This window comes from Pseudomonas sp., from assembly GCF_049590575.1.
In the GTDB taxonomy this organism is placed as follows: Bacteria; Pseudomonadota; Gammaproteobacteria; order Pseudomonadales; family Pseudomonadaceae; genus Aquipseudomonas.
Map to the genome: position 1 here is coordinate 22,117 of NZ_JBAWDE010000090.1, position 23,920 is coordinate 46,036.

Below are 23,920 nucleotides of genomic sequence, written 5' to 3' on the forward strand. Positions count from 1 at the left end.
CGGTCAGCCACCGGAAACCTGCGCCTGCGTAGCGGGCGGGTAGTAGAAAATGTCATAGACCCCGGTTTCTCCTTCCAGGCCATGTGCATCGTACGCCGACACCCGCACGTGATAGAACGATGCCTTGAGCCCAGTGAAGCTCATTTTCGGTTCGCTGGAAAAGTTTTCCTGCTTGATGTCCATGAATGTTTTATCAGTGGCCACTTGGGCTCTGTACCTCTGCGCGCCCGCTACCGGACGCAGGTACAAATGCCAAATCGGAGAATCGCCTTTTTGCCCATCCTGGCCGATCAGCCTGGGGGCGGCCAGCAACTCGACCGGATTGAGTCCGCCTAGCTTCTTGAACAGCAGCCCTTGGCGGGCGCTGACTTTTACTTCGCTTGTAACAGGGTGCGCTTTCACTTCACGGCTGACCGCCACTTGGCCGTCCAGCACTTCCAGCATCGATTGCTCACCGTCATCGCGCACTCGAAAATGCGTGCCGCGCACGCCAAGAACTCCCACCGGGGTGATGATCCGGAACCGGTCATAATCGGTCGCCTGTTTGATCACGTAGGCTTCGGCCTGGCCTTGTTCAAGTATCACCTGGGGGATCGACTGTTTTTCATCCAGGTGTAAACGTACCTGGGAACTGGAAGGCAGCACCACCCGAGAACCGTCACCCAGCAACAAGCTGACAAACGCCGAGTCAGAGGTTTTTACACCCTCCTGCTCATCAATGGTCATGCCTTCCTGTAGCGGGCTCATCTCGCCCTTGGTGTCGAGCTTCCAGGCTTCCCCGTTGAGATGCTGGACAACCGCGGGCAGTGGTTGCGCACGGCATAGCGCGTGATCGTCGATATAGGGTGAGCGCGTCTGGGCCGAGGCACTCGTACCCACCATCAAGGTCAGTAGCGAGGGAAGGGCGCAGCGCAGGGACTGGGAGGAAAGGATCATGGTGCTCATCAAGTTCAATGTTCCAGAGTGAATCTGACATCAGCACGCAGGCGTTTACGGCAGCGCACGTGTCGGCTGATCCTTTTACTTACCGCCGGGAGCCGGTATCTTTCCCTTATGGATATCGAGGTCTTCTAATCGGCCAGGGCTTTTTGATATCAGCGTACCGAGAGTTCCAAGGGGTCGTTGCATCTGACCACAATTCTTCAGATTCAAGGGCCGGCAACTGCGCAGTATGTGCCGTTTCTCCATAGGCCGTCGGCTGCCGTATTTTTAGTAGAAAGGAACCACGCCATGCGTGTCGCAATACTGGATGATGAGCCTGCCGAATTGCGACGGGTGGAACAGACACTGCGACAGATCCCCAGCACCGCGGAACAGCCATGGTCGCTGCATTGCTTCGAACGCGGTGAAGACCTGCTGCGCCAACTGCGCCGGGAAACATTCGACCTGTTGATACTCGACTGGCAATTGCCCGACATCACCGGTATCGCATTGCTGCGCTGGACGCGCGAGCACATGGAATCCCCCCCCGCTGTGATCATGCTCACCAGCCGTGACGCCGAGAGCGATATCGTCACGGCACTGAACAGCGGCGCTGACGACTACGTCAGCAAACCCTTTCGCCCGAATGAACTCAAGGCGCGCGTCACGGCGGTGTTGCGACGCCATGGCTTGCAGAAGTCGGCAGCCCACGAAGTGCAAAGCTTCAACGACCTGACCTTCGATGATGCCGAACTGACTGTCACCCGTGCGGGCAAACCGATCAACCTCACGGAACGCGAGTACCGCCTGGCCAGTTGTTTGTTTGCCAACCTGGCGCGACCGCTGTCCCGCGAATACCTCTACGAACGTTTTTGGACCCATGAGGAAATGGTCTCGTCACGTCCACTGGATACGCATATTTACCGGTTGCGTAACAAGCTGGGGCTGACGGCCGATCGTGGCTGGCAGCTGTTGACGATCTATGGGTATGGGTATCGGCTGGAGAGTGTTGCGGCCTCAGCGCAGGGATAAAACTTTGATGTTCCACGTGGAGCATTCGCAAAAGCTACCCAATAAAAAAGGCCAACGCTAAGCGTTGGCCTTTTTGTTTAGCAGGCTTACCTGATTAGAAGTCCAGGTTAGACACCGCCAAGGCGTTGCTTTCGATGAAGTCACGGCGAGGCTCGACCGCATCACCCATCAGGGTGTTGAAGATCTGGTCTGCGCCAATGGCGTCTTCGATGGTCACTCGCAGCATACGACGCTGAGCCGGATCCATGGTGGTTTCCCACAGCTGATCCGGGTTCATTTCGCCCAGACCTTTGTATCGTTGGATGGTGTGACGCTTGGTGCTTTCGGCCATCAGCCAGTCGAGGGCTTCCTTGAATTCCTTGACCTGTTTCTTGCGTTCGCCACGCTGGATATAAGCGCCGTCGTCCAGCAGGGTGCTGAGTTGCGCGCCCAGGGTAACCACGGTTTTGTAGTCATTGCTGCCGAAGAAGTCGCGGTTGAAGGTGACGTAGTTCGACAGGCCGTGGGAGATCAACTCGACCTCTGGCAGCCACACGTTACGTTCGCGGTCTTCACGCAGGCTGGCTTTGTAGACCAGGCCGGATTTCTCGGACGTGCGCAGGCGAGCTTCATATTGGGCCAGCCAGTTCTGCATGTGCGCGTGATCGCCCAACTGCTCCAGGCTCACGGACGGCAGGTAGATGAAGTGCTCGGTCAGCTCCTGTGGATACAGGCGCGACAGACGCTTGAGCGTTTTCATTACCATGCGGAAGTCGTTAACCAGACGCTCCAGCGCTTCACCGGAAATACCCGGAGCTTCGTCGTTCAAGTGCAGGCTGGCGTCTTCCAGGGCCGACTGCGTCATGTACTCTTCCATGGCGTCGTCGTCTTTGATGTATTGCTCTTGTTTGCCCTTTTTGACTTTGTACAACGGCGGCTGGGCGATGTAGATGTAGCCACGCTCGATCAGCTCCGGCAACTGACGGAAGAAGAAGGTCAGCAACAGGGTACGGATGTGCGAACCGTCGACGTCAGCATCGGTCATGATGATGATGTTGTGGTAACGCAACTTGTCGATGTTGTACTCGTCACGGCCAATGCCGCAGCCCAACGCCGTGATCAAGGTGCCGACTTCCTGCGAGGAAATCATCTTGTCGAAGCGCGCCTTCTCGACGTTGAGGATCTTGCCCTTCAACGGCAGGATGGCTTGGGTGCGACGGTTGCGACCCTGCTTGGCGGAACCGCCAGCAGAGTCACCTTCCACCAGGTACAGTTCGGAGAGGGCAGGGTCCTTCTCCTGGCAGTCAGCCAGTTTGCCGGGCAGGCCGGCAATATCCAGCGCGCCCTTACGACGGGTCATCTCACGGGCTTTACGCGCCGCCTCACGCGCACGTGCCGCGTCGATCATCTTGCCGACAACCAGCTTGGCTTCGTTCGGGTTTTCCAACAGGAAGTCGGAGAAGTACTTACCCATTTCCTGTTCAACTGCAGTCTTCACTTCAGAAGACACCAGCTTGTCTTTGGTCTGGGAGCTGAACTTTGGATCCGGCACTTTCACCGAAATAATCGCAGTCAGGCCTTCGCGCGCATCGTCACCGGTGGTGGCAACTTTGTGCTTTTTGGCGAGGCCTTCTGCTTCGATGTAGTTGTTCAAGTTACGCGTCAGCGCGGAGCGGAAACCCACCAAGTGAGTGCCGCCATCACGCTGCGGAATATTGTTGGTGAAGCACAACAGGTTCTCGTTGAAGCTGTCGTTCCACTGCAGGGCGATTTCTACGCCGATGCCATCTTCACGCTGAATATTGAAGTGGAACACCTGGTTGACCGCAGTCTTGTTGGTGTTCAGGTATTCAACGAACGCACGCAAACCACCTTCGTACTTGAACAGCTCTTCCTTGCCGCTGCGCTCGTCCTTGAGGACGATACCCACACCGGAGTTGAGGAAGGACAGCTCTCGAATCCGCTTGGCCAGGATGTCCCAGCTGAAGTGGATATTCTTGAAGGTTTCGTCAGACGGTTTGAAGTGAATCTGCGTACCGGTGGTTTCACTGTCGCCAACGATTTTCATCGGCTCTTGTGGAACGCCATGGACGTAGGTCTGTTCCCAGATCTTGCCGGCACGGCGAACGGTCAGGATCAGCTCTTCCGATAGGGCGTTAACGACCGACACACCCACACCGTGCAAACCGCCGGAGACTTTATAGGAGTTGTCGTCAAACTTACCGCCGGCGTGGAGCACGGTCATGATGACCTCTGCCGCCGAAACGCCTTCTTCTTTATGCACGTCTACCGGAATGCCGCGACCGTTGTCGCGTACGGTGATCGATTCATCCGGATGGATGATGATGCTGATGTCGTCGCAGTGACCGGCCAGGGCTTCGTCGATGGAGTTGTCGACCACCTCGAACACCATGTGGTGCAGACCGCTACCGTCATCAGTGTCGCCAATGTACATACCGGGACGTTTGCGTACGGCATCCAAACCTTTCAGCACTTTAATGCTGGTCGAGTCGTACGTGTTTTCTTCGCTCATGCCTTCACTCCCGATGGTCGTGGGTCTGGGTGATACGGCCTTGTTCCACGTGGAACAAAGCAACTGGCGTTTCCGTCTGCCAGCCTTCCCTCAATAATTCGTGGTCTACACAGGTGATAAACACCTGGCAGCGTAATTCTTCCAACAAGCGGCATAACGCGCGGCGGTGCTGCTCGTCGAGTTCAGACGGCAAGTCATCCACCAGATAAATACACTGACCGCGTCGGGCTTGGCTGACTAAATGCCCCTGGGCAATACGCAGTGCACACACCACCAGCTTCTGCTGACCCCGGGACAAGATGTCCGCGGCATTGTGAGCGCCCAATCTGAGACGCAAATCAGCCCGCTGGGGTCCGGCCTGGGTATGGCCAATTTGCTGATCCCGTTGCAAGGACGTGGCGAGTACGGCACTCAACTCACGGTCTTTGTCCCAACCACGGTAGTAACTCAGCGTCAGGCCCTCGAGATCCAACAACTCACTCAAGGTCTGCTCAAAGACTGGTTTCAAGGCTTTGATATAGGCGCGGCGGTATTCATCTATTTCGTCGCTGGCCAGGCACAGTTCCCGGTCCCAGGCCGCTTGCGAAGCGGCGTCAAGTGTACCATGCCGCAGCCATGAGTTCCGCTGCCGCAGGGCCTTCTGCAGGCGCTGCCAAGTGGCCATGAAACGTGGTTCCACGTGGAACACGCCCCAATCAAGGAATTGCCTGCGGATTTTCGGCGCACCTTCCAACAGCCGAAAGCTGTCAGGGTTGATCAACTGCAGCGGCAGGATTTCCGCCAATTGCGCGGCACTGCGAGCATTCTGCCCATCGATGCGAATTTGAAACTCGCCACCGCGATCACGTGAAATTCCCAGGCTACTGTGCCCACCTTCAGCCAGTTCGACTTGGCCAAATACAGTGCACGCCAGTTGTTCATACTGGATAACCGGCAACAGGCGAGCACTACGAAAGGAACGCGCGAGCCCCAACAGATGAATGGCTTCCAGCACACTGGTTTTGCCACTGCCATTGGGGCCGTAGAGAATATTGATGCGGGGAGAGGGGGAGAAGGTCACCGGGTGCAGATTGCGCACCGCGGTGACCGAGACACGACTGAGGGACATCTAGCTTCTGCTGAGCATGATTACAGGCGCATCGGCATAACAACGTAAGCCGAGTCGTCGTTGTCAGATTCCTGTACCAGGGCGCTGCTATTGGAGTCAGACAGAATCAGGCGAACCTGTTCAGTCGTCATCACACCCAGCACGTCCAACAGGTAGCTCACGTTGAAGCCGATTTCCAGCGAACCGCCGTTATAGTCGACGCCCACTTCTTCTTCCGCTTCTTCCTGCTCCGGGTTATTAGCCTGGATTTTCAGCTGACCATTGGCCAGTTGCAGACGAATACCACGGTATTTCTCGTTGGACAGAATCGCAGTACGGCTGAAGGCTTCACGCAGGGCCTGACGATCGCCGATTACCAGTTTGTCGCCGCCCTTTGGCAGTACACGCTCGTAATCCGGGAATTTGCCGTCAACCAACTTGGAGGTGAAGGTAAATTCGCCAGTGGTAGCACGGATGTGGTGCTGACCCAATACGATGCTGACATTGCCATCCGGCTCGGTCAGCAGGCGCGCCAGCTCAAGGATGCCTTTGCGCGGCACGATCACCTGGTGACGATCAGGTTGGCCGATGTCGGCCTTCATCGAGCACATGGCCAGACGGTGACCGTCGGTGGCTACGGCGCGAATGATGCCTTCTGATACTTCCAACAACATACCGTTGAGGTAGTAACGCACGTCCTGTTGAGCCATGGCGAAGCTGGTGCGCTCGATCAAACGACGCAGTTTGCTTTGCTCCAGGCTGCAGGTGAGCGAGCCTGGGCCTTCTTCAACAGTCGGGAAGTCATTGGCTGGCAACGTGGAGAGGGTGAAACGGCTGCGACCGGCCTTGACCACCAACTTCTGCTCATCAACTTTGATGTCGATCAGCGCGTCGTTCGGCAGGCTCTTGCAGATGTCCATCAGCTTGCGCGCCGGCACAGTGATCTCACCCGGCTCGGCGGGCTCTTCCAGCTGTACACGACCGACCAGCTCGACTTCCAGGTCGGTACCGGTCAAGGACAATTGCTGGCCTTCGACCACCAGCAATACGTTGGAGAGCACCGGCAAGGTCTGTCGGCGCTCGACGACGCCTGCGACCAGTTGCAGGGGTTTCAACAGGGCTTCGCGTTGAATGGTGAAATGCATGGTCTAGTCCCTTGCCTTAATAAGCTGCGCTGGTGTCATCAAGTAGTCAGTGTACGCAGCAGGTTCTTGTAGTCCTCGCGAATATCCGCGTCGGATTCCTTAAGTTCATTGATCTTGCGGCACGCGTGCAGGACCGTGGTGTGGTCGCGACCGCCAAACACATCACCGATTTCCGGCAGGCTGTGGTTGGTCAACTCCTTGGAGAGGGCCATCGCCACCTGACGCGGACGCGCTACCGAGCGCGAACGGCGCTTGGACAACAGGTCGGAAATCTTGATCTTGTAGTACTCGGCCACGGTGCGCTGGATGTTATCCACACTCACCAGTTTGTCTTGCAGGGCCAGCAAGTCTTTCAGGGATTCACGAATCAGCTCGATGGTGATGTCGCGGCCCATGAAGTGCGAATGCGCGATGACCCGCTTGAGCGCGCCTTCCAGCTCACGCACGTTGGAACGAATGCGTTGGGCAATGAAGAAAGCAGCGTCGTGGGGCAGGTCGACTTTCGCCTGGTCGGCCTTTTTCATCAGGATCGCGACGCGGGTTTCCAGTTCCGGCGGCTCTACCGCAACGGTCAGGCCCCATCCGAAGCGCGATTTCAGGCGTTCTTCCAGGCCTTCGATTTCCTTCGGATAACGGTCACTGGTCAAGATGACCTGTTGGCCGCCTTCGAGCAGGGCGTTGAAGGTGTGGAAAAACTCTTCCTGGGAACGCTCCTTGCGAGCGAAGAATTGAATGTCATCGATCAGCAAGGCATCAACCGAACGGTAAAAGCGCTTGAACTCGTTAATGGCATTGAGCTGCAAGGCCTTGACCATGTCAGCCACGAAGCGCTCCGAGTGCAAGTACACAACCTTGGCATTCGGGTTCTTCTTCAACAAGTGGTTACCCACAGCGTGCATCAAGTGGGTTTTACCCAAACCCACGCCACCATAAAGGAAGAGCGGGTTGTAGCCATGCTTGGGGTTATCGGCCACTTGCCAGGCGGCCGCGCGGGCCAGCTGGTTGGATTTACCTTCGACGAAGTTCTCGAAGGTGAACGTACGGTTCAGGTAACTGGTGTGCTTGAGCGCGCCTTCGACCTGCACGGTGCGCTGTTCGGCGCGCACCGGTGCTTGTTGGGAACTGGCGCCGGCCATCGGGTCGAAGCTGTCGCGGGACGGCTCTTCATTAATAGGCGCGTTTTTCTGCGACGAGGATTTCGAAGGCGCCTGGGCAACCGGTGCCGGCGAGTTATTAACAGGCGCCGCTGCGGCTTGGGCTTGCGACGCACTTGCCGCCAACGGGGCATTCGGCGCCGCACGCGGTGCAGAGCTGCGTTTGCTGCCTATTAATAAGGAAAGCACGGGCGCGAGGCCGTTGCCGTGTTCATCGAGCAATTCGAGAACGCGGCTCAGGTACTTCTCGTTGACCCAGTCGAGGACAAAACGATTGGGCGCATAGACACGCAACTCGTCGCCTTCGGCTTCGACCTGTAGCGGACGGATCCAGGTGTTGAATTGCTGGGCAGGCAGCTCTTCGCGCAAAAGCTCCACGCACTGCTGCCAAAGTTCCACTGACACGGATATCCCCTAAGTTGAAAGCCGGTGAGGCAAAAACAGCCGCCATTGTAGCGGCCAGCCGCCCACTTATCCACATGTAGGTTGCGCACAGGCCACCCAAAATCAACGCTTTAACCGCAAAAAAGGCGACCAATGGTCTGTGCATAAGCTCTGTGGATAAGCGCGCCTAAGCTCGTTGTACAAGTGGGGTCAAAAGTCTGTGGGTAACTGGCCTGTGGATAACAAGCCATTCCACCCACAGCTTATCCGACAGTGCAGCACAGGCAGAGCACCGTTTTCCCCTGTAGTTGTCATTCTCTGTACATCAGGTGGAATAAGGCCTAAAGGCAGTTATCCACAGAAGATGGCCGGCCTAGCTTTTATAAGCTTTACAGAAAAGCTTTAAATAACTTCCTTCTTTATTTTTATATCTATGGCATTGCCCGTGAAAGCCTGACGGACAGAAAAGCGCGAATTGCCCGCAAAGATCTAATTAAAGGAAAAGCTGGTTGGAAATTGACCTAGAGGCTTGCTTTCTCTAGAATCGCCGGTCTCTTAAAACGGGGGCCATTCCGGCCCGTTGTGGACGAACCAGGTAACAACGCCATGAAACGTACTTTCCAACCAAGCACCATCAAACGCGCCCGTACTCACGGCTTCCGTGCTCGCATGGCTACCAAGAACGGCCGTGCTGTCCTGTCGCGTCGTCGCGCCAAAGGTCGTGCGCGTCTGGCAGTTTGATAATCCGGTACTGGTGGTGAGTCAGGACTTCAGTCGGGAAAAGCGTCTGCTAACCCCCCGGCACTTCAAGGCAGTCTTTGACTCCCCCACCGGCAAGGTTCCGGGGAAAAATCTCCTGCTCCTTGCGCGTAACAACGATCTGGATCACCCCCGTCTCGGGTTGGTGATCGGCAAGAAGAGCGTAAAGCTCTCCGTTGAGCGCAATCGCCTCAAGCGTCTGATGCGCGAATCGTTTCGCCTCCACCAGGACACTCTGGTTGGTTGGGATATTGTTATCGTCGCGCGCAAAGGCTTGGGGGATGTAGAAAACCCCGAATTGATTCAGCATTTCGGCAAGCTCTGGAAACGTCTGGCGCGTACTCACAAACCAGCACCAGCAGTCAGCACCGAAACTGTAGGGGTAGACAGCACCGATGCGTAAACTGGCCCTCGTTCCGATCCAGTTTTATCGCTATGCCATTAGTCCTCTGATGGCCAGCCACTGTCGTTTCTACCCCAGTTGTTCCTGCTACGCGTTAGAGGCCATAGAAAATCATGGTCTTCTGCGCGGTGGCTGGCTGACCTTTCGTCGTTTAGGTCGCTGTCATCCGTGGAATCCCGGTGGTTATGACCCGGTTCCACCTATCCCTACCTCCCGTTCTTCTTCGATGGCCGAGTAATCATGGATATTAAACGCACGATCCTGATCGTCGCCCTGGCAATCGTGTCCTACGTCATGGTTCTTAAGTGGAACCAGGACTACGGCCAGGCTGCCCTGCCGACTCAGAATGTTGCTACCAATCAGGCTGCGCCGGCTATTCCGGACACCCCGCTGGGTAACAATGCGTCCGCGAGTGCCGATGTTCCCAGCGCGAATGGCGAGACAAGCGCCCCTCTAGAAACGCCAGTGGTCACCAATAAAGACCTCATCCACGTGAAAACGGATGTGCTCGACCTGGCTATCGACCCACAAGGTGGTGATATCGCGCAGTTGAAACTGCCGCTGTATCCACGTCGCCAAGACCATCCGGATGTTCCGTTCCAACTGTTCGATAACGGTGGTGAACGTACATATCTGGCGCAAAGCGGCCTGACCGGCACCAATGGTCCGGATGCGCGTGCTACCGGTCGTGCGGTTTATTCGACCGAACAGAAGAGTTATCAACTGGCTGACGGCCAAAACCAGTTGAACGTCGACCTGAAATTCAGCCTCGACGGCGTCAACTACATCAAGCGTTTCAGCTTCACGCGCGGTTTGTACGACTTGAAGGTCACTTACCTGATCGACAACACCAGCGAAAAACCTTGGAGCGGCAACCTGTTTGCCCAGCTCAAGCGTGATGGCAGCTCGGATCCGTCTTCCAGCACCGCCACCGGCACCGCGACTTACCTGGGCGCAGCCCTGTGGACAAGTAACGAGCCGTACAAAAAAGTGTCGATGAAAGATATCGACAAGGGCGCACTGAAAGAAACGGTTCAAGGGGGTTGGGTAGCCTGGCTGCAACACTACTTTGTAACCGCGTGGATCCCGAACAAGGGTGAAGCCAACCTGGTTCAAACCCGCAAGGACAGCCAGGGTAACTACATCATTGGCTTTACTGGCCCGGCGTTGAGCGTTGCTCCAGGTGCCAAGGCTGAAACCAGCGCTATCCTGTACGCCGGTCCGAAAAGCCAGGCCGTGCTGAAAGAGTTGTCCCCAGGTCTGGAACTGACTGTGGACTACGGCATTCTGTGGTTCATTGCCCAGCCGATTTTCTGGCTGCTGCAACATATCCACAGCATTGTGGGTAACTGGGGCTTCTCGATCATCTTCCTGACCATGCTGATCAAAGGGATCTTCTTCCCTCTGTCGGCCGCCAGTTACAAGTCGATGGCGCGCATGCGTGCCGTGGCGCCGAAACTGGCTGCTCTGAAAGAGCAACATGGTGACGACCGGCAGAAAATGTCGCAGGCCATGATGGAGTTGTACAAGAAAGAGAAGATCAACCCGCTGGGTGGTTGCTTGCCGATTCTGGTACAGATGCCGGTATTCCTGTCGCTGTACTGGGTACTCCTGGAAAGCGTGGAAATGCGCCAGGCACCGTTCATGCTGTGGATAACTGACCTGTCGATCAAAGACCCGTTCTTTATCCTGCCGATCATCATGGGCGCGACCATGTTTATCCAGCAGCGCTTGAACCCGACTCCGCCAGATCCGATGCAGGCCAAGGTAATGAAAATGATGCCAATCATCTTCACCTTCTTCTTCCTGTGGTTCCCAGCAGGTCTGGTGCTGTACTGGGTGGTCAACAACGTGTTGTCGATCTCGCAACAGTGGTACATCACTCGTAAAATCGAAGCGGCTACCAAAAAAGCCGAGGCGTAATTTACTCTGTGGATAACCACTCAAGACGCCCCCTAGTGGGGCGTTTTGCTTTCTGTCACTTTTGTTCTGGAACCTGCTGATGAGCGCTCCTCGTGAAACCATCGCTGCTGTCGCTACCGCTCAAGGTCGCGGCGGTGTCGGTATCGTTCGTATTTCCGGGCCGCTTGCCGGCAAGGCCGCTCAGGCGATCAGTGGCCGCGAATTGAAGCCGCGTTACGCGCACTACGGCGCGTTCCTGGATGCTGACAACAGCGTGCTGGACGAAGGTTTGGCGATTTATTTCCCGGGCCCGAACTCGTTCACTGGTGAAGATGTGCTGGAATTGCAAGGCCACGGCGGCCCTGTGGTGCTGGATATGTTGCTGCAGCGCTGCCTGCAACTGGGCTGCCGTCTCGCGCGGCCGGGTGAGTTCAGCGAACGCGCGTTCCTTAACGACAAGCTTGACCTGGCCCAGGCCGAAGCCATTGCCGACCTGATCGAAGCCAGTTCTGCACAGGCGGCGCGCAACGCGCTGCGTTCACTGCAAGGCGCATTCTCCCTGCGTGTGCATAACTTGACCGAGCAATTGATCAGTTTGCGTATCTACGTGGAGGCGGCGATCGATTTTCCTGAGGAGGAGATCGACTTTCTTGCCGATGGCCACGTGTTGGCGATGCTCGATAAAGTTCGCGATGAGTTATCCACAGTGCTGCGAGAAGCCGGGCAGGGCGCACTGCTGCGTGATGGCATGACGGTCGTGATCGCAGGGCGGCCGAACGCGGGTAAATCCAGCCTGCTGAATGCCTTGGCAGGTCGCGAAGCGGCGATCGTCACCGAGATCGCCGGCACTACGCGGGACATCCTGCGCGAACATATCCACATCGATGGCATGCCGCTGCACGTGGTCGACACCGCGGGCTTGCGCGACACCGACGACCAGGTCGAAAAGATTGGCGTGGAACGTGCGCTCAAGGCAATCGGCGAAGCAGACCGCGTGCTGCTGGTGGTGGATGCCACTGCACCGGAGGCTGTGGATCCTTTCGCGCTGTGGCCGGAATTCCTCGAGCAGCGGCCGGACCCGGCCAAAGTCACCTTGATCCGCAACAAGGCCGACCTGACAGGAGAAGCCATTGCCCTGCAAACCAGTGAGGATGGCCACGTCACCCTCAGCCTGAGTGCGAAATCGGCCGGGGATGGCCTGGAATTGCTGCGTGAGCATCTCAAGGCCTGCATGGGCTATGAGCAGACCTCGGAAAGCAGCTTCAGTGCGCGCCGCAGGCACCTGGAGGCGCTGCGCCACGCCAGCGCGGCGTTGGAGCACGGGCGAGCGCAGTTGACCCTGGCGGGGGCTGGGGAGCTGCTGGCCGAGGATCTACGCCAGGCGCAGCAGCTGTTGGGGGAAATTACCGGTGCATTCAGCTCGGATGATTTGCTGGGGCGGATTTTTTCCAGCTTCTGTATCGGCAAATAGCCGAGTTATCCACAGCGTTTTACCAGTTGTAGGACACCGTACCCAGCAAGGTACGGCTGTCTCCCCAGTAGCATCGCCCTGCGTCGTTGCAGCCGGATACATATTCCTTGTCGAACAGGTTCTTGGCGTTCACATCCACCGACCAGTGTTTGTCGATCTGATAGCCAACGGCCGCATCCACCAGCGTGACACTGCCGGCGTCCAGCTTGCCGTACAGCGTCGGCGCGGTGTAAGAAAAGGTACTGTCGAAATACCGCACACCGCCGCCCAGGGATAATCCCTTGAGTTGGCCATCGAGGAAGCGATATTTGCCCCACACCGAGGCCTGGTTGCGCGGCACGCCGGTCATCTGGTGCCCCTCGACCAGCGACGTGGCGGAGTCCTTGGTGATGCGTGCATCGGTGTAGGTATAAGCGGCCGTGACATTCAGGTTTGGGGTGAGATTGCTGTTGACCTCCACCTCCACCCCCTTGGCGCGACTCTCACCGACCTGGCGATAAGAATTTGTGGTGCTATCGAGGTAAGTGTCGTCCTGTTTGCGCAGGTCGTAGACCGATAAGGTCATCGCCGTATCCCAGCCAATCGGTTCGTACTTCACGCCCACTTCGTATTGGCTGCTGGTGATCGGCTTCAACGGCGCGCCGGCATTGGAAATCTGCTGTACTGGCACGAATGCAGTGGAATAGCTGACATACGGCGTAACGCCGTTGTCGAACTGGTACATCACCCCGCCCTGATACGTGAACTTGCGATCCTCGGAGCCGATATCGCTGGCCGGTTTCACTTTGTCACGGTAGTCGCTGTCGACCCAGTCCTGACGGCCGCCGAGCAAGAATAGCCAGTGGTCATACTTGCTCTGGATCTGTGCATAAACACCTTTCATCTGCTGTTCGAGCAGGGTGTTCTGTACCGCAATCGGAGTGGTGGGTTCGCGCAGATAGACCGGGTTATACACATTGATGGTGCCCGCGAAACCGGCATCCCAGTCCTGGTTGAAAGAAGTGCGGTCGTAGCTGGCGCCGAACAGCACGGTATTTTCCAGCCCGCCGAGCTGGAGTTTGCCCTCAAGCTGGTTATCCAGGGAGTAGACCATCGACTTGTTGTAGCGGTCGTAGGCCGTCATGTTCAGTTGGGTGCCGAAACCCGCGTTATTCAGCGAGCTGGGCCAGGTTTCATGGCGGTTGATGCGCGACTGCATGTAGCGAGAATTCTGACGGAACTGCCAGTCGTCATTGAAGCTGTGGCTGAATTCGTAGCCGGTGCTCCAGGCTTCCCGTTCGAAGGTGTTCCAATCCGGGTCGCCGAGCATGGTGTGTTTGGACAGGTTGCCATTCGGATTCGAGAGCAGAGTGCCGGCAGCGGGTAGGCCAAGTTCCAGGTTGGTGTGGTCTTTCTGGTAGTTGGCCAGCAGGGTCAGGGTGTTGTAGTCATCGAAATTCAGCGTCAGTGACGGCGCGATGTAGAGACGATCGTCCGGGACATGATCGGTCTGGGTGTCGGACTTGCGGCCCAACATCACCACGCGGCCGAGAATGTTGTCGCTGTCATTCAATGGTCCCGAGATATCCACACCCACTTGTCGGCGGTTATTCGAGCCGTAACCCAGTTGCACTTCACCTTGTGGGGTGGCGGTTGGGTGTTTGCTGACCAGGTTGACCAGACCGCCCGGTGCGTTTTCACCGTAGAGCAGCGAAGAAGGCCCACGGAAAATCTCGACCCGCTCCAGGCCGTAAGGCTCGCTGGTGGTGTCGTACCGATTGCCTTGCACGCGTAAGCCGTCGCGCAGCAGGCCGTAGCCGTAATCCGTAGCGTTGAAACCGCGAATGAAGAACAGGTCCCCGGCCAAGCCATCCCCGGCGGCAAACGGTGGCGCGAAAATACCCGGTACATAACCCAACACCTCAGTGAGCGTCTGGGATTTCTGGTCCTTGATGCGCTGGCCGGTGACGACCGAAACCGAACGTGGGGTCTCGGACAGGGGGGTGCTGGTCTTGGTGCCGATGCGACTGTTTTGCGCCTTGTAGCCGACGTCGCCGGCAATATCCTGATTAAACCCCGTCTGTTGATAACTACTTACGGTGGTGGGCGCGAGCGTTAACTCGCCGGTGGGCGCTGCTTGCAACACATAGCTGCCCGGTGCCTGGACGACGGCCTGCAAACCCGAATTCTGCAGCAGCAACGCGAAGCCTTGATCCACCGAATAGTCACCTTCCAGTCCTGAGGTGTTCAAACGCGCGGTTTGCTCTGGCGAGAAGGACAGAATCACATTGGCCTTGGCCGAAAACTGATTCAAGGCGCGGTCCAGCGGCCCGGCCGCAATGGCGTAATGCTGGACCGCGCTGGCGGCGATGGCACCGGTCGATAGCAGCACACTGCTGGCGGCCGCCGAGGTGAGCAGCAGTCCGTAAGTGATCCCGTGGCAGGAGAGTTGCTGGCGAAGCCTGGTTGGAAGGCGCATAGGTGGTTAAGCCCTGTAGGTAACGTCGTAATTACCTGTAGGGCCGCGCCAGGTAAAAAAAAGATAACCCCCGTGTGGATTATTTTTTGCGATCAGCCAATGCGCTTCACCGAGACCCAGTAACGCGTGAAGTAGTTAACCTGGATCGGCAGGGTTGCCTGCAGGTTGGCCAGCACCGCATCGGTTGAGTCCAGGCGGAACGTCCCGGACACACGCAGACGTGACGAGGCCGCATCGCACTGCAACACTCCGGGACGATAACGCGCGAGATCATCGATCACATCGCCGAGCCGTGCATCCAGCACGATCAGTTGGCTATCGACCCACGCGGCCTGAATCCTACTGTAAGCGTGGTTCGGCCCTACGCTCAGCCGGTCAAAATCAGCGCTTTCGCCCGCACTCAGCAGTCGACCGTGATCAGGTTGATCAGCGGGCGACAGGCTTACCCGGTCTTCCAACACGCCAACACGCGTGGAGTCCGACAGCTGGCGCACGGTAAACCGCGTACCCAATGCCTGGATTCGGCCCTGACGGGTGTCGACGTAAAACGGCGTTTGCCCACCCGATTTGCCGGTGTGGATAAGTACTTCACCCTCGCGCAGACGGATCAAGCGTTGATGCCCGTCGTACACCACGTCAATCGCAGTGTTGGTATTCAGATCAATCCGCGTGCCGTCGGCCAGCTCGATGCGCCGGTGTTTACCCACGGGTGTGCGGTAGTCGGCCCACACATTGCCCAGCGGCGTGTGTTGTTGAACATTCCACCCCAGATAACCCGTGCTGCCGAGTACCAGCATCCACTTGAGTACCTGGCGGCGCTGTTGTGTGCTCGACAAGGCGCGTCGGGTTAGATCCTGGGGCAGGGCACCCAGGCTGCGCTGCAACAGCTCCATCTGGTTCCACGCCGCCTGATGGGATGGGTCGCCATTTAGCCATTGCTGCCAGGCATGGCGCTCGGCGGGTGTTGGCGGCTGGGATTGAAACTGGACATACCAGCTGGCGGCTGCCTCGAAGGTCTTGCGGTCCGGCGCCGCCATTACAGGCTGGCCATGATCAGCGAGCATTCAGTCAGCGCGCGAACCATGTGCTTCTTAACAGTGGTCAGCGAAACCTGTAGATGCTCGGCGATCTGTTGATAAGTCAGCCCATCGATCTGCGACAGCATGAAGATTCGACGCGCGCGTTCACCCAGGCTGGCCAGGGCCTTATCCACAGCCACCAGGGTTTCGATGATGATTGCCTTGTCTTCTTCGCTGATGGCGGTGGCTTCAGGTCGCTCGGCCAAGGTCTGCTTGTAGGCCTGCTCGATCGCGTGGCGCCGGTACCGGTCAATCACCAGGCCCCTGGCGATGGTTGCCAAATAGTCACGCGGTTCGAGAATCTGCGCCGCATTGCGCGCCCCCAGAATACGTACGAACGTATCGTGCGCCACGTCGGCTGCATCGCAGGCGTTGTGCAATTTGCCTTTGAGCCAGCCGTGCAACCACGAATGGTGCTGCTCATAGATGTGCTGGACTGCAGCCGTGTGCGAATGAGGGGACATAGGGCGCGACAAGGTAGGTTAATGATAATCGCTATTATTAACTGCCCCACCGATTTCTCACAATAGTTCTCTTTTTTAAGCCTCCTTCACCGGATCCCAGAATTCCGAGGGCTTTGCCTTGGGCGAAATTCACGATTTCTGTGGATTAAGCCCTGTGAATAACCGGCCTTGTGCCCAGTTGATAACAGGGCTTGAAACCTGAGCAAAAACCCTGCTGTGGATAACCACCTGTTTAATCCACAGGCTCAAGGCACTTATCCAAGGGCCTCATTGGCACATGACCACAGACTTTTGAATCGCTGTACATGACGTATATAAAGGCCTGTAGAGATCTATCCACAGAAAGTAGGCTCAGTAGAAATAAACATAAAAACAAAGATCTTATAAATTTCTCTCTTTTAATTTCTATTGTCTGTGATTCATCCACAGCTGGTTAAATTTTGTGCAAAGGGTTCTTTAGGAAGGGCTAAGTCCCTATACTTGCCGCCAAAGCTCTAAAACTCTTTCAACAAACAATTCCTGATTACCTACATAAGCAGGCACGAGGTGCGTGGTGGATTTCCCTTCCCGTTTTGAAGTGATCGTCATCGGCGGCGGTCATGCCGGTACCGAGGCAGCACTGGCGTCAGCACGCATGGGCGTAAAAACCCTGTTGCTTACGCATAACGTGGAAACCCTCGGCGCCATGAGTTGCAACCCCGCGATCGGGGGTATCGGCAAAAGCCACCTGGTCAAGGAAATCGACGCCCTGGGCGGCGTCATGGCCATGGCCACCGACAAAGGTGGTATTCAATTTCGCGTGCTCAACAGCCGCAAAGGCCCGGCCGTGCGTGCTACTCGGGCTCAAGCCGACCGCATCTTGTACAAGGCCGCAGTCCGCGAAACCCTGGAAAACCAGCCAAACCTGTGGATATTTCAACAAGCCGCCGATGACCTGATCGTCGAACAGGACCAGGTACGTGGCGTTGTCACCCAAATGGGCCTGCGTTTCTTCGCAGAATCCGTGGTGCTGACCACCGGTACGTTCCTCGGCGGACTTATCCACATCGGCATGCAGAATTATTCGGGCGGACGCGCCGGTGATCCGCCGTCGATTGCCCTTGCTCAGCGCCTGCGCGAATTGCCGCTGCGCGTCGGCCGCCTGAAAACCGGGACCCCGCCGCGTATCGACGGGCGTTCTGTGGATTTTTCGGTGATGACCGAGCAAGCCGGCGATACGCCGATTCCGGTGATGTCGTTCATGGGTTCCAAAGAGCAGCATCCGAAACAGGTCAGTTGCTGGATTACCCACACAAATGCCCGAACTCACGAAATCATCGCGGCCAACCTCGACCGGTCGCCGATGTATTCCGGAGTGATCGAAGGTATTGGCCCGCGTTATTGCCCATCGATTGAAGACAAGATCCACCGCTTTGCCGACAAGGAAAGCCACCAGGTCTTCATCGAGCCCGAAGGCTTGACCACCCACGAGCTGTACCCGAACGGTATTTCCACTTCGTTGCCGTTCGACGTGCAGATCCAGATCGTGCAATCGATTCGCGGCATGGAAAACGCACATATCGTGCGTCCTGGCTACGCCATCGAGTATGACTACTTCGACCCGCGTGACCTGAAATACAGCCTCGAAACCAAAGTGATCGGCGGGCTGTTTTTCGCCGGGCAAATCAACGGCACCACCGGTTACGAAGAAGCCGGCGCCCAGGGTTTGTTGGCCGGGACCAACGCCGCATTGCGTGCCCAGGGCAAAGACAGCTGGTGCCCGCGTCGCGACGAAGCGTATATCGGCGTGTTGGTTGACGACCTGATTACCCTGGGTACCCAGGAACCGTATCGGATGTTTACGTCCCGCGCCGAATACCGCTTGATCCTGCGCGAAGACAACGCCGACCTGCGCCTGACCGAAAAAGGCCGTGAGCTGGGCCTGGTCGATGACGCGCGCTGGGAAGCCTTCTGCAAAAAACGTGAAAGCATCACGCTCGAAGAACAACGCCTGAAAAGTACCTGGGTTCGCCCCGGCACTGAGCAGGGCGACGCGATTGCCGAAAAATTCGGCACGCCGCTGACCCACGAGTACAACCTGCTGAACCTGCTGTCCCGTCCGGAAATCGACTACGCTGGTCTGGTCGAAGTGACAGGCCAGGGCGCAGAAGATCCACAAGTCGCCGAACAGGTCGAGATCAAGACCAAGTACGCCGGTTACATTGACCGCCAGCAGGATGAAATCGCCCGCCTGCGCGCCAGTGAAAACACCAAGTTGCCTGTGGATATCGACTACACCGGTATTTCCGGGTTGTCGAAAGAAATTCAAAGCAAGCTGGGGATAACTCGCCCGGAAACTCTGGGCCAGGCGTCACGCATCCCCGGTGTCACCCCGGCAGCCATTTCGCTGTTGATGATTCATTTGAAAAAACGCGGCGCGGGCCGTCAGTTGGAGCAAAGCGCTTGAGTTCGTTGGTCACCTCGCAACACGCCGAAGAGTTATCCACAGGGGCACGCCAGTTGGGCGTGGACTTGACCCAAGTCCAGCACGAATTGCTGTTGGGCTATCTGGCCCTGTTGATCAAATGGAACAAGGCTTACAACCTGACAGCGGTGCGTGACCCGGATGAAATGGTCTCGCGGCATTTGCTCGACAGCCTGAGTGTGATGCCGTTTATCGAAAACGGCCGTTGGCTCGATGTCGGCAGTGGCGGCGGCATGCCCGGTATTCCCTTGGCGATCCTGTTTCCAGAGTCGCAAGTGACCTGCCTGGACAGCAACGGCAAGAAAACCCGCTTCCTGACCCAGGTCAAACTCGAACTCAAACTGGATAACCTCAACGTTATCCACAGTCGCGTCGAAGCCCTCACGCCTGAACAGCCTTTTAACGGAATTGTTTCCCGGGCGTTCAGCAGCATGGAGAACTTCAGCAACTGGACCCGCCACCTCGGCGACCACGACACCCGCTGGCTGGCAATGAAGGGCGTTCATCCAAGCGACGAGCTGTTAGCATTGCCGGCAGACTTCCACCTCGATAGCGAACACGCCTTGGCCGTACCCGGTTGCCAAGGCCAACGCCATCTGCTGATACTGCGCCGCACGGCATGATTGGGAACACAAGCAAGAATGGCTAAGGTATTCGCGATAGCGAACCAGAAAGGTGGCGTGGGTAAAACCACCACCTGCATCAACCTCGCAGCATCCTTGGTCGCGACCAAGCGCCGGGTGCTGTTGATCGATCTCGATCCACAGGGCAACGCCACCATGGGTAGCGGTGTGGATAAACACGGCCTGGAAAACTCGGTCTACGACTTGCTGATCGGCGAGTGCGACCTGGCCCAGGCTATGCACTATTCCGAGCATGGCGGTTATCAACTGCTGCCGGCGAACCGCGACTTGACTGCGGCGGAGGTGGTGCTGCTGGAAATGCAGATGAAAGAAAGCCGTCTGCGCAGCGCCCTGGCGCCGATCCGCGAGAATTACGACTACATTCTGATCGACTGCCCGCCGTCGCTGTCGATGCTCACGCTTAACGCATTGGTCGCTGCCGATGGGGTGATTATCCCCATGCAGTGCGAGTATTTTGCGTTGGAAGGCTTGAGCGACCTTGTGGATAACATCAAGCGCATCGCCGAGTTGCTCAATCCGAACCTGCAAATCGAAGGCTTGTTGCGGACCATGTATGACCCGCGCCTGAGCCTGATGAACGATGTGTCGGCGCAGCTCAAGGAACACTTCGGCGACCAGTTGTACGACACGGTCATCCCGCGCAACATCCGTTTGGCCGAAGCGCCAAGCTACGGGATGCCCGCGCTGGCGTACGACAAATCATCGCGTGGTGCCATTGCCTACCTGGCGCTGGCCGGTGAGATGGTTCGCCGTCAACGCCGCAACCCACGCACCGCTGCAGCCCAGCCAACTTAAGGAATCCCCATGGCCGTCAAGAAACGAGGTCTCGGACGTGGACTGGATGCACTGCTGAGTGGTCCGACCGTCACATCGCTTGAAGAACAAGCGGTGCAGGCCGACGAGCGCGAGTTGCAGCACCTGCCGCTGGACCTGATCCAGCGCGGCAAATACCAGCCGCGCCGGGACATGGATCCTCAGGCGCTGGAGGAACTGGCCAATTCGATCAAGGCCCAGGGCGTGATGCAGCCGATTGTGGTGCGCCCGATTGGCAGCGGTCGTTTTGAAATCATCGCCGGCGAACGCCGCTGGCGCGCCAGCCAGCAGGCCGGCAAAGAGACTATCCCGGCGATGGTGCGCGATGTGCCGGATGAAACCGCCATCGCTATGGCGTTGATCGAGAACATCCAGCGTGAAGACCTCAACCCGATCGAAGAAGCGATCGCCTTGCAGCGTCTGCAGCACGAATTCCAGCTGACCCAGCAACAAGTCGCCGATGCGGTGGGCAAGTCCCGGGTCACCGTGTCCAACTTGCTGCGTCTGATTGCGTTACCGGAAGTGATCAAGACCATGTTGTCCCACGGCGACCTGGAGATGGGCCACGCCCGTGCTTTGCTCGGATTGCCGGAAAATCAACAGGTTGAAGGGGCGCGACACGTTGTCGCACGAGGGCTCACCGTTCGTCAGACCGAGGCGCTGGTTCGCCAGTGGTTGAGCGGTAAACCTGCACCGGTCGAAACGACCAAAACTGATCCGGATATCGCGCGTCTCGAGCAGCGCCTGGCCGAGCGCCTGGGCTCTGCGGTGCAAATTCGCCACGGCAAGAAAGGCAAAGGGCAATTAGTCATCGGATATAACTCCCTTGATGAGCTTCAGGGCGTCCTTGCCCACATCCGCTGAAACATTTGCTTATGTAGCGTGTGATCGGAAATCACTACCCGACAGTTGAATAGGGGCAGAACCGCCCCTATACTCTGCGCGCATTTTGTCGGCACAAATTATGCCAAGTTATTGATTTCCGGCAGCCGACCATTGAGGAGCAAGAGTGATGGAAACCCGCACGCCAAACACGTTGCCGTTCCATCGCTTGGCCGTTTTTCCGGTTTTATTGGCTCAATTTGTCATTTTGCTGATCGCCGCATTGGCGCTCTGGTATTGGCATGGAGTCGTAGCCGGGTATTCAGGACTTTGCGGAGGCCTGATAGCCTTGCTGCCCAATATGTATTTTGCTCACAGGGCCTTTCGGTTTTCCGGCGCCCGAGCAGCCCAGGCTATCGTCCGGTCCTTTTATGCCGGCGAAGCAGGGAAACTGATTTTGACGGCAGTGCTGTTTGCACTGACCTTTGCAGGTGTGAAGCCATTGGCGCCGCTGGCTGTATTCGGCGTCTTCGTGTTGACCCAACTGGTCAGCTGGTTCGCTCCCCTGCTGATGAAAACAAGACTTTCGAAACCTTAGGGCGTTTGAGGCAACCATGGCAGAAACAACCGCTTCGGGCTATATCCAGCACCACTTGCAGAACCTGACCTTCGGTCAGCTTCCCAACGGCGGCTGGGGCTTCGCCCACACCGCAGCAGAAGCCAAAGAAATGGGCTTCTGGGCTTTCCACGTCGATACACTTGGCTGGTCGGTTCTGATGGGGCTGATCTTCGTCGTACTGTTCCGTATGGCGGCCAGTAAGGTGACCTCCGGGCAGCCTGGTGGCTTGCAGAACTTCGTCGAAGTGCTGATCGAGTTCGTCGACAGCAGCGTCAGAGACACCTTTCACGGCCGTAACGCGTTGATTGCACCGCTGGCACTGACCATTTTCGTCTGGGTGTTCCTGATGAACTCCATCGACCTGGTTCCAGTCGATTGGCTGCCGGTCGCTGCGGCGAAGATCTCGGGCAATGAGCACCTGTTCTTCCGTGCCGTACCGACTACTGACCCGAACGCGACAATGGCCATGTCCCTTTCCGTGTTTGCCCTGATCATTTTCTACAGCATCAAGATCAAGGGGCTGGGTGGCTTTATCGGAGAACTGACGCTGCACCCGTTCTCCAGCAGCAATATTTTTCTTCAGGCACTGCTGATTCCGGTCAACTTCCTGCTTGAGTTCGTCACTTTGATCGCTAAACCCTTTTCGCTCGCGTTGCGTCTGTTCGGCAACATGTACGCCGGTGAACTGGTGTTTATCCTGATCGCCGTAATGTTTGGCAGTGGTCTGTTGTGGCTGAGTGGTATTGGCGCCGTATTGCAAGTGGCATGGGCCCTGATCCACATCTTCATCATCACCCTGCAGGCATTTATCTTCATGATGCTGACTATCGTCTACCTGTCGATGGCGCACGAAGAGAATCATTAAGGCCGGTTTCGACCAGTCTGATGTCCTTCCCTGTTAAACGGGAAGGTGGGCCCTACCGGGCCTATGAAACGATTTGTTTTACCGCTTTAAAATCTAAAAAACCTAAACCATACGACGTAAAAGTCGGGAGGAAAGATGGAAACTGTAGTTGGTCTAACCGCTATCGCTGTTGCACTGTTGATCGGCCTGGGCGCCCTGGGTACTGCCATTGGTTTCGGCCTGCTGGGCGGCAAATTCCTGGAAGGCGCAGCGCGTCAGCCAGAAATGGTCCCAATGCTGCAAGTTAAGATGTTCATCGTCGCCGGCCTGCTCGACGCCGTGACCATGATCGGTGTTGGTATCGCTCTGTTCTTCACCTTTGCGAACCCTTTCGTTGGTCAACTCGCTGGCTGATCACTCGAATTTTCGAGTGATTGGGGTGATGGACAACGAACGAGCGAGGTGTTGGCGTGAACATTAATGCAACCCTGATTGGCCAGTCCGTTGCGTTCTTCATTTTTGTATGGTTTTGCATGAAGTACGTGTGGCCTCCGGTCATCGCGGCTTTGCAAGAACGTCAGAAGAAGATCGCGGATGGTTTGGACGCTGCCAGCCGTGCAGCTCGCGACCTGGAGTTGGCCCACGAGAAAGTGGGTCTTCAACTGCGCGATGCTAAAGCACAGGCAGCTGAAATCATTGAGCAAGCCAAGAAACGCGGTAACCAGATCGTCGAAGAGGCTGTTGAAAAAGCCCGCGTCGAAGCTGACCGTGTGAAGGCTTCGGCTCATGCCGAGATCGAACAGGAACTGAACGGCGTCAAAGACGCGCTGCGTGCCCAACTGGGTGCTCTGGCGGTCGGCGGTGCGGAGAAGATCCTCGGTGCCACAATCGATCAAAACGCGCACGCGGAGCTGGTTGACAAACTGGCTGCTGAAATTTAAGC

The 23,920-nt window shown here is 57.0% G+C and carries 22 protein-coding genes; 14 read left to right on the top strand and 8 right to left on the bottom strand.

Translation table 11 applies throughout. The annotated features are described in order from the left end of the window. Positions 1–3: 3 nt before the first annotated feature. Complete coding sequence (locus tag WBR57_RS06965; protein WP_424083234.1) at positions 4–936, bottom strand: FecR family protein; 933 nt, start codon at positions 934–936, stop codon at positions 4–6. A 294-nt stretch (positions 937–1,230) separates the two neighbouring features. On the opposite strand from WBR57_RS06965, the gene WBR57_RS06970 reads away from it, so the two are divergent. Next, on the top strand, positions 1,231–1,953 hold the full coding sequence (locus WBR57_RS06970) for a response regulator transcription factor (RefSeq protein WP_424083204.1): 723 nt from the start codon (positions 1,231–1,233) through the stop codon (positions 1,951–1,953). A gap of 94 nt (positions 1,954–2,047) precedes the next feature. Here the strand turns inward: WBR57_RS06970 and gyrB are convergent, their stop codons facing one another. The 4 genes from gyrB to dnaA are packed head-to-tail and all read right to left on the bottom strand — an operon-like array spanning position 2,048 to position 8,256. Continuing rightward, positions 2,048–4,465 (bottom strand): DNA topoisomerase (ATP-hydrolyzing) subunit B, encoded by a 2,418-nt coding sequence (gyrB, locus tag WBR57_RS06975; protein ID WP_424083205.1) that lies wholly within the window; start codon positions 4,463–4,465, stop codon positions 2,048–2,050. Between the two features lie 4 nt (positions 4,466–4,469). Then, entirely contained in the window at positions 4,470–5,573 is a 1,104-nt protein-coding gene (gene recF / locus WBR57_RS06980) for a DNA replication/repair protein RecF (protein WP_424083206.1), read from the bottom strand. A gap of 20 nt (positions 5,574–5,593) precedes the next feature. Beyond that, complete coding sequence (dnaN, locus tag WBR57_RS06985; protein ID WP_053258802.1) at positions 5,594–6,697, bottom strand: DNA polymerase III subunit beta; 1,104 nt, start codon at positions 6,695–6,697, stop codon at positions 5,594–5,596. 38 nt (positions 6,698–6,735) lie between these two features. Next, complete coding sequence (gene dnaA / locus WBR57_RS06990; RefSeq protein ID WP_122541219.1) at positions 6,736–8,256, bottom strand: chromosomal replication initiator protein DnaA; 1,521 nt, start codon at positions 8,254–8,256, stop codon at positions 6,736–6,738. A 585-nt stretch (positions 8,257–8,841) separates the two neighbouring features. On the opposite strand from dnaA, the gene rpmH reads away from it, so the two are divergent. The 5 genes from rpmH (at position 8,842) to mnmE (ending at position 12,770) form a co-directional block, all read left to right on the top strand. After that, positions 8,842–8,976: a 50S ribosomal protein L34 gene (gene rpmH, locus WBR57_RS06995; RefSeq protein WP_003213577.1), complete on the top strand. Its 135-nt coding sequence runs from the start codon at positions 8,842–8,844 to the stop codon at positions 8,974–8,976. A 13-nt stretch (positions 8,977–8,989) separates the two neighbouring features. Next, the gene (rnpA, locus tag WBR57_RS07000) at positions 8,990–9,397 is read left to right on the top strand and encodes a ribonuclease P protein component (RefSeq protein WP_372238030.1); all 408 of its coding nucleotides are present in this window, start codon (positions 8,990–8,992) and stop codon (positions 9,395–9,397) included. Then, entirely contained in the window at positions 9,390–9,635 is a 246-nt protein-coding gene (yidD, locus tag WBR57_RS07005) for a membrane protein insertion efficiency factor YidD (RefSeq protein WP_010207715.1), read from the top strand. Before rnpA ends, yidD begins: the two co-directional genes overlap by 8 nt. A gap of 2 nt (positions 9,636–9,637) precedes the next feature. After that, positions 9,638–11,320, top strand: a complete 1,683-nt coding sequence (yidC, locus tag WBR57_RS07010; protein ID WP_424083207.1) for a membrane protein insertase YidC — start codon at positions 9,638–9,640, stop codon at positions 11,318–11,320. A gap of 79 nt (positions 11,321–11,399) precedes the next feature. Further along, the gene (gene mnmE / locus WBR57_RS07015) at positions 11,400–12,770 is read left to right on the top strand and encodes a tRNA uridine-5-carboxymethylaminomethyl(34) synthesis GTPase MnmE (protein WP_424083208.1); all 1,371 of its coding nucleotides are present in this window, start codon (positions 11,400–11,402) and stop codon (positions 12,768–12,770) included. A gap of 19 nt (positions 12,771–12,789) precedes the next feature. On the opposite strand, the gene WBR57_RS07020 is transcribed toward mnmE, so the two are convergent. The 3 genes from WBR57_RS07020 to WBR57_RS07030 all read right to left on the bottom strand — a co-directional run bounded on the left by WBR57_RS07020 (position 12,790) and on the right by WBR57_RS07030 (position 16,771). Beyond that, on the bottom strand, positions 12,790–15,228 hold the full coding sequence (locus tag WBR57_RS07020) for a TonB-dependent siderophore receptor (RefSeq protein ID WP_424083209.1): 2,439 nt from the start codon (positions 15,226–15,228) through the stop codon (positions 12,790–12,792). Between the two features lie 92 nt (positions 15,229–15,320). Then, positions 15,321–16,265: a FecR domain-containing protein gene (locus WBR57_RS07025; RefSeq protein WP_424083235.1), complete on the bottom strand. Its 945-nt coding sequence runs from the start codon at positions 16,263–16,265 to the stop codon at positions 15,321–15,323. Next, entirely contained in the window at positions 16,265–16,771 is a 507-nt protein-coding gene (locus tag WBR57_RS07030) for a sigma-70 family RNA polymerase sigma factor (protein WP_424083210.1), read from the bottom strand. The genes WBR57_RS07025 and WBR57_RS07030 overlap by 1 nt, the downstream gene beginning before the upstream one ends. A gap of 553 nt (positions 16,772–17,324) precedes the next feature. Here WBR57_RS07030 and mnmG point away from each other — a divergent pair. From mnmG to WBR57_RS07070, 8 genes are all read left to right on the top strand, one after another. After that, positions 17,325–19,217 (top strand): tRNA uridine-5-carboxymethylaminomethyl(34) synthesis enzyme MnmG, encoded by a 1,893-nt coding sequence (mnmG, locus tag WBR57_RS07035; protein WP_424083211.1) that lies wholly within the window; start codon positions 17,325–17,327, stop codon positions 19,215–19,217. Beyond that, positions 19,214–19,858 carry a 16S rRNA (guanine(527)-N(7))-methyltransferase RsmG gene (gene rsmG / locus WBR57_RS07040; RefSeq protein ID WP_424083212.1) on the top strand — a complete coding sequence of 215 codons (645 nt, stop codon included), beginning with the start codon at positions 19,214–19,216 and terminating at the stop codon, positions 19,856–19,858. The genes mnmG and rsmG overlap by 4 nt, the downstream gene beginning before the upstream one ends. A gap of 18 nt (positions 19,859–19,876) precedes the next feature. Further along, on the top strand, positions 19,877–20,674 hold the full coding sequence (locus WBR57_RS07045) for a ParA family protein (protein WP_177025163.1): 798 nt from the start codon (positions 19,877–19,879) through the stop codon (positions 20,672–20,674). A 9-nt stretch (positions 20,675–20,683) separates the two neighbouring features. Next, positions 20,684–21,556 carry a ParB/RepB/Spo0J family partition protein gene (locus tag WBR57_RS07050; RefSeq protein WP_424083213.1) on the top strand — a complete coding sequence of 291 codons (873 nt, stop codon included), beginning with the start codon at positions 20,684–20,686 and terminating at the stop codon, positions 21,554–21,556. 148 nt (positions 21,557–21,704) lie between these two features. Then, positions 21,705–22,112, top strand: coding sequence for a F0F1 ATP synthase subunit I (locus tag WBR57_RS07055; protein ID WP_010565865.1), 408 nt, complete (start codon positions 21,705–21,707; stop codon positions 22,110–22,112). Between the two features lie 16 nt (positions 22,113–22,128). Further along, complete coding sequence (gene atpB, locus WBR57_RS07060) at positions 22,129–22,998, top strand: F0F1 ATP synthase subunit A (protein ID WP_424083214.1); 870 nt, start codon at positions 22,129–22,131, stop codon at positions 22,996–22,998. Positions 22,999–23,133: 135 nt separating this feature from the next. Beyond that, positions 23,134–23,391, top strand: a complete 258-nt coding sequence (atpE, locus tag WBR57_RS07065; RefSeq protein ID WP_002555987.1) for a F0F1 ATP synthase subunit C — start codon at positions 23,134–23,136, stop codon at positions 23,389–23,391. A 56-nt stretch (positions 23,392–23,447) separates the two neighbouring features. Next, positions 23,448–23,918 carry a F0F1 ATP synthase subunit B gene (locus WBR57_RS07070; protein WP_424083215.1) on the top strand — a complete coding sequence of 157 codons (471 nt, stop codon included), beginning with the start codon at positions 23,448–23,450 and terminating at the stop codon, positions 23,916–23,918. The last annotated feature ends 2 nt before the right edge of the window (positions 23,919–23,920 follow it).